Source organism: Pseudosulfitobacter sp. DSM 107133, assembly GCF_022788695.1.
In the GTDB taxonomy this organism is placed as follows: Bacteria; Pseudomonadota; Alphaproteobacteria; order Rhodobacterales; family Rhodobacteraceae; genus Pseudosulfitobacter.
On the sequence record NZ_CP085156.1, the window covers coordinates 37,086 to 50,779 of the forward strand.

The window sequence follows — 13,694 nt, forward strand, 5'->3', positions numbered from 1 at the left end:
ATGCGGACCATGAAACACGATACCATCAGCAAGACCGAAACCGTCGGCGATTTCATCGCGCATTATCTGGCCGAGGTCGGGGTGACCACGATGTTCGGCGTGATCTCGATCCATAACATGCCCATTCTCGACGCCGTGGCGCGACAGGGCCGCATCCGTTTCGTCCCCGCCCGCGGCGAGGCCGGGGCGATGAACATGGCGGATGCCTATGCGCGGGTCTCCGGCGGACTTGGCGTCTGCATCACCTCGACCGGCACGGCGGCGGGCAATGCCGCCGGGGCTCAGGCCGAGGCGCTGACCGCGGGTAGCCGGGTGCTGCATATCACCACGCAGGTCGATCTCGGCTATGCCGACCGTGACCGCGCGGCGATCCATGACGTGCCGCGCCAGCCGGAAATGCTGCGCGGCGTGTCGAAGTCGGTGCACCGGATGTGGGATGCCAATGGCGCGGTCGGTGCTCTGACAGCGGCGGTATCGGATGCGCTCTCGGCGCCTTCGGGGCCGGTGAGCCTTGAAATCCCGGTGGATGTGCAACGCTCGCCCGCCGTGGTCATGGCGACGGTGCATGCGCCCGTGCCGACCCGGCCGGTTGCGCCGCAATCGGCGGTGGAAGAGATGGCGCGGCTGATCGCACAGGCCAAGCGCCCGCTGGTCTGGCTGGGCGGCGGCGCGCGGGGTGCGGTGGCCGAGGCAACCGAACTGATGCGTCGTGGCGTGGGGGTCGTGACCTCGACCAACGGGCGCGGCGTGGTCTCCGAGGAAGACTCCGCCAACCTCGGCGCCTTCAACATGGGCCCCGACGCGATGGAGCTTTACGGCTCTTGCGACCTGATGCTGGTGGTGGGCTCGCGCCTGCGCGGCAACGAGACCCGCAACAACAAGATGCCGCTGCCGCGTCCCCTGTTGCAGATCGATGCCGACGCGGGGCAGGGCGGGCGCAACTACCCGGTGGATGTCTTCGCCCATGGCGATGCGGCGGATACCCTGCGGCGGATCCTCGACCTGCTGCCCGAAAAGCTCGACACGGACGAAAGCCTGCGCTTTGACATCGCACGCCTGCGGGCCCAGGCCGAAGGCCGTCTGCGCGATACCCTTGGGCCCTACACGGTGGTGGCCGAGGCGATCAGCGAAGCGGTCAGCAAGGGCGGCAACGCCTGGGTGCGCGACGTGACGATCTCGAATTCGACCTATGGCAACCGCTACGTGCGGCTCTCCGATCCGCGACAGGGCGTGCATGCGCTCGGCGGCGGCATCGGCCAGGGCGTGGCGATGGGCGTCGGCGCGGCGCTGGCCTCCGAGGGGCCCAAGGCGATCACCCTTCTGGGCGATGGCGGCACCATGCTGGGGCTGGCCGAGATGATCACCGCGGTCGATGAAAACGCGCCGCTGGTCTACGTGCTGATGAACGATCAGGCCTATGGCGTGATCGAGAACATCCAGGATGCGCAATACGACAGCCGCCGACATTACTCCAAGGTCGCGGTGCCGGAGTTCGGGGCCTTCTGCGGCTCTATCAGGATGCCGCATGTCAAGGTCAGCGCGGTCGACGATTTCGAGGCTGCCCTGCAGGTGGCGCTTGCGGCCGAGGGTCCGCGCCTGATCGAGGTGGACATGTGCGCCATCGGCCCCTTTGCCGAAGCCTTCGCCGGTCCGCCCGCCGGGGCCGCAGGCAAGAAGGAGTAAGCCATGCATCTCGGCCTGGTTGGATACGGCAATATCGGCAAATCGCTGCTCGATCTTCTGGGCGCGGAGGACCTCGCCCGGGTGACTGTGCTGGCGCGCCCGGGCAAGGCGGTGGCGCATCCGCGCGCCGAGGTGGCAGAGACCACCGAGGCCCTGATCGCCGCCCGCCCCGACCTGTTGGTCGAATGCGCCGGTCATGCGGCGGTGCGCGAAACGGTATTGCCTGCGCTGAAAGCCGGGATCGACGTCGTGCTGGTCTCTATCGGTGCGCTCAGCGATGCCGCGCTGGAGACCGCCCTGCACCGGGCGGCGCAAGACGGTGGCGCCATGCTGATCCTGCCTGCGGGCGCGATTGGCGGGATCGACCTTCTGGCCGCCATGGCGCCCGCCGGCGGGCTGGAGGTGCGCTACACCGGCACCAAGCCGCCCCAGGCCTGGCGGGGCACACCGGCGGAAGACCGGATCGACCTCGACGGCCTGACCGAAGCGACGGTGTTCTTTTCCGGCACCGCCCGCGACGTCGCACAGGCCTTTCCCAAGAATGCCAATGTCGCGGCAACGCTGGCGCTGGCAGGCGCGGGTATGGATGCGACGCAGGTGGAGCTGGTGGCGGACCCGACAGCGGCGGGCAACCGGCACGCCTATGCCGTGACCTCCCCGCTGGGCGATTACGAGATCCGGATCGACAACCGGGCCTCGAACGGCAACGCCAAGACCAGCGCGGCAACGATCTATTCGGTGCTGCGCGAGATAAGAAACCGCAAAGGACCGGTGGTGATCTGAGATGAAAATGGAACGCGATATCCTGCCCTCCGGGGCGCTCTTCATCGGTGGCGACTGGCGCGAGGGCCGCGGGGCCGAGATCGCCTCGGTCTTTCCCGCCGATGGCACGTTGAACCGCACTCTCAAGGGGGCCTCTGCCGCGGATGGCGAAGAGGCGATTGCCCGCGCCAGGGCCGCGCAGCCCGCCTGGGGTGCCTTGAAACCGCATGAACGGGCGCGGGTGCTGCATGCGATTGCCGACGGGATCGAGGCCAACACGGGCCGCATCTCGCAGATCCAGTCCTGCGACACCGGCAAGACCCTCGCCGAAACCGCCGCACTGGCCGGGTCCGCCGCGGGAACCTTCCGCTATTTCGCCGCCGTGGCCGAGACCATGGACGACGACCTGACCGCGCAACGCGGCGGCGCGCTGACGCTCTCGGTGCATGAACCGATGGGCGTGGTGGGCGCGATCACGCCGTGGAATTCCCCTATCGCCTCGGATGCGCAGAAGCTGGCCCCGGCGCTGGCCGCGGGCAACGCCGTCATCCTCAAACCCGCCTCCTGGTCACCACTCACGGCACTGGAACTGGCGCGGATCGTCGATGAGGCGGGGCTGCCCAAGGGCCTGCTTTCGGTGCTGCCCGGTTCGGGACGCGAGATCGGCAACCTGCTGGTCGAGCATCCCGACATCGCCAAGATCAGCTTTACCGGCGGCACCGTCACCGGGCGCAACCTGGCGGAAAAGGCCGGGCGCAAGCTGATGCCGGTGAGCCTTGAGCTGGGCGGCAAGTCGCCCACCATCGTCTTCGACGATGCCGATATCGAGGTGGCTTTGGCGGGCATCCTCTTCGGGGTGTTTTCCTCCACCGGGCAAAGCTGCATCGCCGGGTCGCGGCTGTTCGTGCAGCGCGGCATCTATGACGATTTCGTTTCCCGGTTGGTCGCGGCGACCAAGCGGTTGCGGGTCGGCCATTCCTTTGAGCCCGGCACCCAGGTCGGGCCGCTGATCCACGAGGACCACCGCCAGGAGGTCGCGGGCCATGTCGCCCGCGCGCTGGAGGACGGTGGCAGGCTGCTGTGCGGCGGGGCGGCGCCCGATGGGGCCGCGTTTGCCAATGGCAGCTTCTACCTGCCGACGATCATCGAAGGGTTGGACAATACCTCGCGCCTGTGCCGTGAAGAGGTCTTTGGCCCGGTGCTGGCCGTGCTGCCCTTTGACGACGAGGCAGACGTGATCGCCCAGGGCAACGACAACGACTATGGCCTCGCCTGCGGCATCTGGACCCGCGATTTCCCGCGGGCCTGGCGGCTGGCGCGGGCGATCCGGGCGGGCACCGTCTGGATCAACACCTACAAGCAATTCTCGATCTCGACCCCGTTCGGCGGCGATGGCGCCAGCGGGATCGGGCGCGAAAAGGGCCGTCAGGGGCTGCGCGCCTATATGCGTCAGAAGGCGATCTATGCCGATCTGACCGGCGAACCGCATCCATGGGCGGCAGATGTGGTGAGGGCAGAATGACCGGACAGATTGCAATCATCGGCGCCGGGCCTTCGGGCTGTTTCCTGGCGCAGGCCTTGCTCAAGGCGCAACCCGACCTGCGGGTTGACCTGATCGACCGGCTGCCGGTGCCTTACGGGCTGGTGCGCTATGGCGTGGCGGCGGACCACCAGGGCACCAAGGCCGTCACGCGCCAGTTCGCCCGGCTGTTCGAGCGGCAGGGCGCGCGGTTTTTCGGAAACGTCGGTGTCGGCACGGCAGTAACGCTGGACGATCTGCGCGGCGCCTATGACGCGGTGGTGCTGGCCGCGGGCCTTTCGGCGGACCGGGCGCTTGGTATCCCCGGTGGCGATCTGCCCGGCGTGCATGGCGCGGGCAAGCTGACACGGGCGCTGTACGAACATCCCGAGGCCGAGGCGCTGCCGGAGCTGGGGCCGAACCCGCTGATCGTCGGCAATGGCAACGTGGCGATTGACCTGCTGCGGCTGCTGGCCAAGTCGCCCGAGGAGTTCGACGGATCGGACCTGGGCGCCGGCCCGAGCGACTGGCTGGCGGGCAGCGGTATCGAGGAAATCACTATCACCGGACGCTCGCCCGCGGCGGCGGCGAAATTCGACACGGTGATGATCAAGGAACTGGGCAAGCTGACAGGTGTCACCATCCGCGTCATCGGCGCGGGCGACAGCGACGACCCCGAGGCGCAGAAGAAACTGGCTGCCCTGACCGCGCTGGAAGGCGGCGACGGGCCGCGGCGCATCACCTTCCGCTTCGGGCTGACGCCGCTGGCGGTCGAAGGCGAGGGACAGGCCGCAGCGGTGCGGTTTGACAGCGCCGAGGGCGAAGAGGTGCTGGCCTGCACCTCCGTTCTGACCGCCATCGGCTTTGACACGCCGGGCGATCTGCCCCGCGATGCGCTTTTGCAGGACGAACAAGACGGCGGGCTGGCCGCGGGGCTCTACGCCACCGGCTGGTTCCGGCGCGGCCCGCGCGGCACCATCCCGGACAACCGGGCCGATGCCAAGGCGCTGGCCGACCGTATCCTGGGCGAGCTGACCCCCGATCCGGCGAAACCAGGCGCCGCGATCCTGCAAGGTCTCGACGCGATTACCGATTACGACGGCTGGTGCCGCATCGACAGTGCCGAGACCGCAAATCCACCGCCCGGACGTTGCCGGGCCAAGATCACCACCCGCGAGGCCATGCTGACCCTCGCCCGACAGGAGGACATGCAATGAACATCCAGGTGCTTTACGGAACCGAAACCGGCAATGCCGAAATGCTGGCCGAAGACATCGCCGCCGAACTGGAAGCGGAGCACGAGGTCACAGCGACCAACCTGTCGGATTTCGACCCTGCGGACTTCGATCGCGGCACGCTCTACCTGCTGGTCTGCTCGACCTATGGCGACGGCGAACTGCCCGCCTCGGCCCAGCCCTTTGCCGAGAAGATGGAAGCCGAACAGCCCGACCTGACCGGCGTGCATTTCGGCATCTTCGGCATGGGCGACAGCGAGTATGAAGAGACCTTCAACGGCGGTCCCGCGACCCTGGCCGAACTGATGATCGCGCGCGGGGCGACGCAACTGGGCGAGCGGATCGCGCATGATGCCTCGGGCGCGGACATGGCCGAGGACCTGGCCTTTCCCTGGGCCGAAGAGATCGTCGGCATGGCCAGCGACGCACTGGGACAGGCGGCATGACCACGGCGGCAGAGATCCGAGAGCGCCTGACCCGACCCTGGCAGCATGGCGCGCACGCGAATTTTCGCGGCGTGACCTGTGACGAGGCGCTGGACCTGTCGGGCCTGGCGCTGGATGGTGTTGATTTCACCGGGGCACAGTTCCGCGGCGGGATCGACGCCCGGGGCGCGCGGTTCGACGGGCTGGCGTGGTTTCGCGACGTGGGCATCGACGGCCCGGCGCGATTTGACGGCGCGGTCTTCATGAACGACGCGCGGTTCGAAGGGGCGCAGTTCAATGGCCCCGCGCAGTTCCACGAGGCCGAATTCCGCGGCATCGGGCGCTTCGACGGCGCGCGCTTTGCCGATGGTGCGGATTTCGCCGGCACGACCTGTTACGGCAATTTCTCGCTGCAATCGGTCGAGAGCCGCGGCGCGGTCAGTTTCGAAGGCAGCGAGTGGCTGGGCGGGCTCTGGTGTGACAATGCCCGTCTGCCCGACACGGTCGATCTGTCCGGGACCCAGGTGCATGGACGGCTCTGGCTGCGCCGGGCGCGCAAAGGCAATGCGGCGCTGCAATCGACGGATTTTGGCATGTCTTTCGGCTATACCTACATCTGATCGGCAGCCCAGCCGCGATAGCCCAGGGCTTCCGAGATCTCCTGCGCTGCGTCTTTCAGCGTGCGCTCGATCAATGCCGCCTGCTCGGTGCCCTCGGTGAAGATACTGGCGTAGCCGGTGACGTTGATCGCTGCCACGGCCTCGCCCCGGTGATCATAGACCGGGGCGGCGGCGGATCCGATCTCGGGCTCGAAGTTGGCCATGCTCCAGGACACCCCCCGCGCGCGGTCGTCGGCTAGCTGGTCCATCAGCGCATCGAGCGTGGTGCGAGTCTTGGCGGTATAGGCTTCCAGTGGATAGTCGGCATAGAGCGCCTGCAACTCCTGGCGTTTCAGTTCGGCCAGGAGAATCCGGCCGATGGTGGTGGCATGGGCGGGCAGCCGGGTGCCTTCGCGCACCGTGCTGGCCAGATGCGACACCGGGGTTTCGCGCGCCAGATAGACGATCTCATGGCCTTCGCGCACCCCGAGATGCGCCGACAGTTTCAGTTTTTCGACCAGCTTCGACAGCACCGGTCGTGCCGAGGGCACGATGCCGCGGTCATTCAACGCTTCTGCGGCGAGCGAGATCAGCCCGGTGCCCAGCCGGTAGCCGCCCTCGTCGGGCAGCGCCTCGATGATGCGTTCGGCCTCCAGCGTCGCAAGGATGCGGATCAAGGTGGTGCGGTTGACGCCGGTGGCCTTGGCCGCGCCGCTGATCTTGCGGCAGCGGTTGCCAGCCGCAATATAGCGCAGGACCGCCAGAGCGCGCACCACGGGCTGCACGGAATACTCCGGCCGCTTGGCCCCCTCGGTGACGGTTTTGTTCATCATGGCTCCGCTTTGTTCAATTGTGAACTACATACTCAACTCATCCGGGCGTGACAACAGTTGCCGGTCCAGTACCACGAGCCGAGGTTGCATCGCGGTTCTTGTTCTGCGTCAAGGCACTATCCGCATGAGTTCTACTGGCAAAACGTCAAATTATGTAGATTCCGCACATCTTTACCTTCGGCGCATCCGGCCAGATCAGTGAGCCAACAGATGATTCACTCCAGCCTTACCCGGCGGTCCTTTCCGGGCACATCGGCCGCCAGCATCGCCTGCCTGTCGGCCGGTGGTCCGGCGATGGCGCAGGGCAACACCTTCCGCTTCATCACGCTGTTCAGTTCTCAGTGGCAATCAACGTCTATATCCCTGCAAAGGATCGTTGCGCGTATGAACTGAATAGTTCTACCAAACAATTTGATCGCAGTCGCCCTGACCGCGCCAAGGCAATGCGGTGAGGTGCAAGTTTCCCAGTGAGAGGCATCCGAACAATGGGCCGTTGATCATACGCAGTACGATGCGGAATATCGGTCGCTAGAAGCCCAACGCCCAGACCATTTGCGACCATCGAACGCAGCATCTCGACAGATCCAGTTTCGTGAGCAATTTGTGGGCTGATTCCATGCATTTGAGCTAACGTGAGAAAATAGCTGCGACTGTGTGGCAAGCTCATTAAGATCAGTGGTTCTTGCAGCAATTCTGCCATGCTGATGGCCTTTCGGCCTGCTAACGGATGGCCGCCGGGTAGAAGGCCATAGGGTCGGATATCTGCAAGCGGCGTAATCTTGAGGCTTGAGGGGAGGCCCAAATCATAGATTAGGGCGACGTCAATTTGACCGGTCTCAAGCCATCCGGAGAGGGTTTCCAGATTTGCCTCATGCAGGCGCACTTGGTTGCCTGGGGATTCATCCTGAAATCCGCGCACCAGCCTTGGCGCATAACGGGGGCCAAGGGTTGAGAAAACTCCGAGATTCAAGATGGCATTTTCTGCATTGTTGGCATTCAATGTACGCTGAGCGTCTGTACGTAAGATTCTGAACTCACCAAGCTTTTGTCGCCCATAATGCGTTAGAACGACCCCTTGGCCAGCGGTGCGCGCGAAGAGAGGACGGCCGAAGTGTTCCTCAACTTTCGCAATCGCCAAGGATACAGAGGGCTGCGAAACGTTCAATATGCGCGCGGCGGCGGCTGTGCTGCCCCCATCCGCTGTGGCAATCACGTAGTCAATTTGCCGTAGGCTTATAGGTATAGGTTTCATCTATCGCCATATGAGGATTCGATATTTCTGTATATACCTACCCTCGTAGTAAACTCCAGCCATTCAAGCCAGAGGTTCTACATGCAACAGACATCAGCCACGATAAATGCGAAGCCACTTGACGGGGTGCGCGTGCTCGACTTCACGCGCGTGCTAGCTGGCCCTTATTGCACCGCGCTTATGGCCGATTTGGGCGCCGATGTCATCAAAGTGGAAGCCGCCCTCGGCGATGACTACCGCCATATCGGACCGTTCAAGCACGGCGAGAGCCTTCTGTTTCAATCGATAAACCGTGGCAAACGCTCGATTGTTCTTAACCTAAAGTCTGCGGCGGATATTGCCAAAATCAAACAGCTGCTGGCAGATACGGATGTTCTTGTTGAGAACTTTCGCCCGGGCGTGATGGAAAAATTGGGCCTTGGGGTTAAGGCCCTGTCCACCGCATTTCCAAAGCTGGTCTATGTGTCGGTTTCCGGCTTTGGGCAGACAGGGAGTAACACGGCAAAACCGGCTTATGACATCATCATTCAAGCCATGAGCGGCCTGATGGATGTGACGGGAGAGCAAACCGGCACACCAACGATGATTGGCGAAGCTTTGGGCGATGTGGCAGGCGGGCTTTTTGCGGCATGGGGTACTATGGTGGCCCTGTTTGACCGCAGCCGGACAGGAAAAGGGCGGCACGTGGATGTTGCGCTTTTTGATGCGCTGACATCGATGATGCCGCTGTTGGCCTGCCGCACCTTGATGGGCGGTGAAGCCCCCAAGCGAACCGGCAACCGGCACGCGCTGTCGGCGCCGTTCGGCACCTATCCGGCAGGGGATGGGCATTTTGCTGTGGCGGTTCTGAACGATCGTTTGTTTGCAACTTTCTGTGAGGTTATCGAACTGCCAGAGCTGGCCAATGATCCGCGCTTTCTCACGGATCCGCTGCGCCGCGAAAACGAACCCGCCCTTGCCGAACAGATCGCGCTCTGGGCTGGCACACGCAACGTGGCCGAAGTTGTTGCCAGCCTGTCCGTCCGCGGGATACCTGCATCTGAGATCCAGTCGGTTGCACAGGCCTGGGCCTCGTCGCAAGCCGTGGAGCGCGGCCTTGCGTCGGAGGTGGAGCACCCAGTTTTGGGGCGTCTGAACGTGCCAGAGCAACCAGTACATTTCGGTGGTGCCGTCCGTGGGGGCCGCTCTGCGGCACCGGGGTTGAACGCAAATGAAGCAGAAATTCTAGCGACACTGGCCAAAGGAGACAACAAATGACCTATCCCATGCTTGAGGACGAACGTGCCGTGATCAACCAGATTGAGCGGTTCTCGCAAGAGGTTTTGGCCTCCAAGGCCGCGCAGATTGACGAAGAAGCGATCTTTGCGACCTATCATTTGCCCGCCATGGCCGAGATGGGCCTGATGGGGATGAACCTGCCCGAAGACGCAGGTGGCCTGGGCCTTTCCGGCCCGGCGCTTTATGCAGCGGTTGAGGCCGTCGCGGGGGCTTGTGGCTCGACTGCATCGATGCTGACAGCGCATTTTCTGGCAACGGATTCGGTCTTGTTGGGCGGGGATGCTGCCCTCAAGGCCCGTCTGTTGCCTGATGCAGCCGCGGGCAGCGCCTTGGGTGCATTCGCTTTGACTGAGCCTCAAGCCGGCTCCAACCCCGCGGATATGACAACCTACGCTGTGCGGGAAGGCTTAGGATACCGGATCAAGGGGAGCAAATGTTTCATTTCCAATGCCGGTGCGGCTGACTTCATTGTGGTTTATGCGAAGACAGATAGAACAGTCGGCGCGCCAGGTGTCAGCGCCTTTATCGTGGAGCCAAAGGCCATCACAGGTGTCGATATCGCCCCGAACGAGCGGACAATGGGGCTGAAAGGCGGGCATGTGTTTGGTATTACTTTCGACTGCTGGGTGCCGGAGGCGAACCGGCTTGGCGATGAAGGAACAGGGTTTCGCACTGCTATGAAGGTGCTGGACAACGGTCGCATTGAAGTTGCCGCGCAGGCCACCGGCATAGCCGCTGCGGCGTTGAATGCAGCAATCTCTTATGCCAAGGAGCGCAAAGTCGGCGGCCATCCAATTGGTGATTTTCAAGGCTTGCAATTTATGCTGGCCGATTGCGCCACAGAACTGGCTGCGGCGCGGGCGCTCTCAATGCAGGCGGCCGCCAAACGTGGCACTTCTAGCCGATATTCGACCGAGTCTGCCTTTGCCAAACTATACGCAACCGAAGCCGCGTGGCGCATCGCGGACAGAGCTCTACAAATCCATGGCGGATATGGGTATACACGCGACTTCCCATTGGAACGCTACCTGCGAGACCTGCGCATTTTCCGGATATACGAAGGATCTTCAGAGATCCAACGCACCATAATCGCGCGTGGGCTGCTATCTTAACGAAACACGATGGCATTGCCAAGTTGTTTGTGTTTGTCGAAGCGGGTAGAGGCCGGGGCATGCGATCCCATCGTCCATGCCGCGCCTGAAGGGCTTTCGTTTTCCGCGTGAGGTGATTTCCTATGCGGTTTGGGCTTACCATCGCTTTGCCCTGAGCAGCGCGGATGTGGAAGATCTCTTGGCGGAGCGAGGCGTCATCGTCAGCCGCGAGACCATCCGTCTTTGGGTCAACCGGTTTGGTGCGTATTTTGCCGCGTGTATCCGCCGCGATCGACCGCGCCCGAACGACAACTGGCACATGGACGAAGTGGTGATCCCGATCAATCGCGTGAAGCACTGGCTGTGGCGCGCGGTCGACGCCAAAGGTGACACGCTCGACATTCTGGTCCAGGCACGCCGCAATGCACGCCTCAAATTTCTCTGCTGCCACTTTGCCACGCTGACGGAGGATCGAAATTAAGAAACTCGAAGGCCAACGTGCAACGTAAAAACGCATCTGTTCATCCAGAATATGTCAACCGCATCCAGTGTCCTGGTACCTTGAGCGGCTAAGTTCCACGAGTTGGCTCATAAAGGGCTCGAGGCACTCATGGGTTTTCTCAGCCTTGGGAAGAAAGAACGCAATTTCGAAACCAACATCCAAGTTGCACGGAACAAGCGCCACATCCCGTCGGATCTCTGACGTGACACTCGCCGGATCGGCGAACGTGAACCCCATCCCGTTTCGGACAAACCAATAAGCGACATCTGAGGTCGAGACCTCATGAGTTACCTCCAGGCCATGTCCGTCACGCAACAGCGCCGCATCGACTGCGGTTCGAATGGCCGAATGCCTGTTCAAGGCGATGTACTGCTCAGTGCGCAGGTCGGCAATCGTGAGATTTTCGCGGTCAGCGAGCGGATTTTTTCTGGGAACCATCACCTGAAGAACGGCACGCGCCAATCGGCGGGTTTCGAGCCCTTCCACCGGAATTGGCAAAGATGAAACCCCCACATCATAACCGCCGTACAGCAAGCGCCGACCGAATTCGCGGCGGGGACAGACATCGACGTTGAATCGTCGCGTTTGTTCCTCTTGGTGGACCCGCGCCAGGACAGGAAGTACGAGCCCGTCGACGATCCTGGGCAGACACAGGACCCTAAGTGGGGCAATCTCTTTTCTACGACTTTGCGCCAACACAGCTGGCAGATTGTCGATGGATTGCAGAATGCGCACCGCCTCAGGCATCAGCGCCTCGGCTTCCGGAGTCGGGTGCAGTCTCTTGCGCTCCCGGGTGAAAAGCGGCTCGCCAAGCTCTTCTTCAAGCAACCTGATCAACCGGCTTGCCGCAGGCTGACTGATGTTGAGTTTTTCCGACGCGCGCGACAGCGTCAGCCTGTCCATAATCTCCACGAACAAGCGCAAAGCCCGGATATTCATATCTTCCCATCCAATCATCCATTTTTTGGATTAGTACATCAGTTAATTCTAATTTTTTTATCATATGGTCTCGGTATATGGTCGAAAGCAACATCAACTTTCCGTTCAAAGGACCGAGCCATGAATAGACGCCACTTTCTAGCCGCCTCTGCTGCTTCCACCATTTCCCTGATTTCCGCCTCGCCTGCCTTGGCGGAGTGGACGCCGCGCCGGCCGATCAACGCCATCGTGCCCTATGATGCGGGCGGCGGCACTGATACAATTGCACGCGCGCTTGCAGCCTCGATGAGCGAGGCCTTGCCGGTTCCCGTGGTTGTTGTGAACCGTCCCGGCGCATCGGGGATTGTTGGTGCAACATCGGTTGCAAACGCCACGGCTGATGGCAGCACCATCATGATCACCTCTGGCGGTTCATTCGTGCTGAACTCGGTCATGAAAGAGCTCGAAATTGATCCCTTTGAGGATTTCGTGACCATCGCGCAGATTGGGGATTTGACGACCGCTTTGATGGTTCCCGTCAACAGCCCGTTCCAGACGGTTGAGGACCTGATCCAAGCCGGGCAGGCAGCACCGGGCAGCCTTCGTTGGTCCCACACGGGTCGCGGCAGTTTCCACCATGTGGCGGGGCAGGGTTTTCTGAATGCGATGGGGCTAACAGCGGTTGACGTGGCCTTCAAGGGCGGCTCGGCAACGCGTGCCGCCGTTATTGGCGGGCAAGTCGATTTTGGCATGATCGGAATCCAGCAATTGGCAGGTTTCACCCAAGAGCTTCGTCCGCTGGCTCTGGTTTCGAACGAGCGGGACATGTTCTCGCCTGACGTTCCCACCTTTGCCGAACTTGGGCTCGATGTCCCCGTGATCAGTTCACCGATTGCGGTCTTCGCCCCCAAAGATACGCCTGATGATGTGGTGTCTGCACTTCAGGAAACTGTCGCGGCCGCGGCTGCGACAGTTTCCTTCAAAGAGCTGATGGAGAATGGCAACAACGCGCCAAGTTACCTTACCGGCGCCGACACCCGTGCAAAGCTCATGCAGATGCAGGAAGACGCGCGCGCGATCGTTGCGTCGTTGAACTGAGGCAAGTCTATTAAAAGGGGCGATCATGCCACTCAATTTGCATCAAACGGGTCCAGCGATCGCCCTTCTCGCCACGGGCGCGGTTGCTGTGACCGCCAGTTTCTGGATTCCGCTCGATTACGACGGGTCCATGAGTGTGCGGGTTTTCCCCTTGATCAGCGCCGGGGTCCTCATTCTGCTTGGCGGGCTGATGCTTCGGCCCGTCAAAGCGGATGAGAAAACCGAGGCCAGTCAGTTAAGCATTCCGGCCGGTCCGCTGATGCTTCTGGCCTTGGTCGTTCTCTATCTGTGGCTCATTGGCAAGCTGGGGTATCTGATCTCGACCGGCCTTGTCACTCCTGTCGCACTCTGGCTATTCGGGATACGCAATCCGACTGGACTGGCGGTTGGCGCGCTGACAGCGCCTGTCATCTTCCATCTGATCTTTTTCGAAGCGCTCGGGGTGTTCCCACCTTACGGCGCATGGTTCGACCTGCTCGACCTGATCGGAGGCTGAACC

The 13,694-nt window shown here is 62.5% G+C and carries 13 protein-coding genes and 1 pseudogene; 11 read left to right on the forward strand and 3 right to left on the reverse strand.

Annotation, left to right across the window (positions count from 1 at the left end; translation table 11 throughout):
* Positions 1 to 9: 9 nt before the first annotated feature.
* Genes DSM107133_RS20300 through DSM107133_RS20325 form a run of 6 tightly spaced genes read left to right on the forward strand, consistent with a single transcriptional unit; the run spans position 10 to position 6,244 of the window.
* Positions 10 to 1,683, forward strand: a complete 1,674-nt coding sequence (locus tag DSM107133_RS20300) for a thiamine pyrophosphate-binding protein (protein WP_114295268.1) — start codon at positions 10 to 12, stop codon at positions 1,681 to 1,683.
* A 3-nt stretch (positions 1,684 to 1,686) separates the two neighbouring features.
* Positions 1,687 to 2,466 (forward strand): aspartate dehydrogenase, encoded by a 780-nt coding sequence (locus DSM107133_RS20305; protein ID WP_114295267.1) that lies wholly within the window; start codon positions 1,687 to 1,689, stop codon positions 2,464 to 2,466.
* Between the two features lie 7 nt (positions 2,467 to 2,473).
* Entirely contained in the window at positions 2,474 to 3,967 is a 1,494-nt protein-coding gene (locus DSM107133_RS20310) for an aldehyde dehydrogenase (protein ID WP_114295572.1), read from the forward strand.
* Complete coding sequence (locus tag DSM107133_RS20315) at positions 3,964 to 5,181, forward strand: FAD-dependent oxidoreductase (protein WP_205387906.1); 1,218 nt, start codon at positions 3,964 to 3,966, stop codon at positions 5,179 to 5,181. The genes DSM107133_RS20310 and DSM107133_RS20315 overlap by 4 nt, the downstream gene beginning before the upstream one ends.
* Positions 5,178 to 5,645 carry a flavodoxin domain-containing protein gene (locus tag DSM107133_RS20320; protein ID WP_114295265.1) on the forward strand — a complete coding sequence of 156 codons (468 nt, stop codon included), beginning with the start codon at positions 5,178 to 5,180 and terminating at the stop codon, positions 5,643 to 5,645. Before DSM107133_RS20315 ends, DSM107133_RS20320 begins: the two co-directional genes overlap by 4 nt.
* Positions 5,642 to 6,244, forward strand: a complete 603-nt coding sequence (locus tag DSM107133_RS20325; protein WP_114295264.1) for a pentapeptide repeat-containing protein — start codon at positions 5,642 to 5,644, stop codon at positions 6,242 to 6,244. Before DSM107133_RS20320 ends, DSM107133_RS20325 begins: the two co-directional genes overlap by 4 nt.
* Here the strand turns inward: DSM107133_RS20325 and DSM107133_RS20330 are convergent.
* Positions 6,235 to 7,056: an IclR family transcriptional regulator gene (locus tag DSM107133_RS20330; RefSeq protein ID WP_205387905.1), complete on the reverse strand. Its 822-nt coding sequence runs from the start codon at positions 7,054 to 7,056 to the stop codon at positions 6,235 to 6,237. The two genes, DSM107133_RS20325 and DSM107133_RS20330, sit on opposite strands and share 10 nt — an antisense overlap.
* Positions 7,057 to 7,411: 355 nt before the next feature.
* Positions 7,412 to 8,308 carry a LysR family transcriptional regulator gene (locus tag DSM107133_RS20335; protein WP_114295263.1) on the reverse strand — a complete coding sequence of 299 codons (897 nt, stop codon included), beginning with the start codon at positions 8,306 to 8,308 and terminating at the stop codon, positions 7,412 to 7,414.
* Positions 8,309 to 8,389: 81 nt separating this feature from the next.
* Between DSM107133_RS20335 and DSM107133_RS20340 the strand changes: the two genes are divergently transcribed.
* From DSM107133_RS20340 to DSM107133_RS20350, 3 genes and pseudogenes are all read left to right on the forward strand, one after another.
* Entirely contained in the window at positions 8,390 to 9,565 is a 1,176-nt protein-coding gene (locus DSM107133_RS20340; protein WP_114295262.1) for a CoA transferase, read from the forward strand.
* Positions 9,562 to 10,698: an acyl-CoA dehydrogenase family protein gene (locus DSM107133_RS20345; RefSeq protein WP_114295261.1), complete on the forward strand. Its 1,137-nt coding sequence runs from the start codon at positions 9,562 to 9,564 to the stop codon at positions 10,696 to 10,698. The genes DSM107133_RS20340 and DSM107133_RS20345 overlap by 4 nt, the downstream gene beginning before the upstream one ends.
* Before the next feature lie 76 nt (positions 10,699 to 10,774).
* Positions 10,775 to 11,107 (forward strand): annotated as a pseudogene (locus DSM107133_RS20350) (IS6 family transposase); the annotation flags it as partial.
* A 105-nt stretch (positions 11,108 to 11,212) separates the two neighbouring features.
* Here DSM107133_RS20350 and DSM107133_RS20355 read toward each other — a convergent pair.
* Complete coding sequence (locus tag DSM107133_RS20355; protein ID WP_114295260.1) at positions 11,213 to 12,136, reverse strand: LysR family transcriptional regulator; 924 nt, start codon at positions 12,134 to 12,136, stop codon at positions 11,213 to 11,215.
* A 102-nt stretch (positions 12,137 to 12,238) separates the two neighbouring features.
* On the opposite strand from DSM107133_RS20355, the gene DSM107133_RS20360 reads away from it, so the two are divergent.
* Positions 12,239 to 13,195, forward strand: coding sequence for a tripartite tricarboxylate transporter substrate binding protein (locus DSM107133_RS20360; RefSeq protein WP_114295259.1), 957 nt, complete (start codon positions 12,239 to 12,241; stop codon positions 13,193 to 13,195).
* A gap of 25 nt (positions 13,196 to 13,220) precedes the next feature.
* Positions 13,221 to 13,691 (forward strand): tripartite tricarboxylate transporter TctB family protein, encoded by a 471-nt coding sequence (locus DSM107133_RS20365; RefSeq protein ID WP_114295258.1) that lies wholly within the window; start codon positions 13,221 to 13,223, stop codon positions 13,689 to 13,691.
* Positions 13,692 to 13,694: the final 3 nt, after the last annotated feature.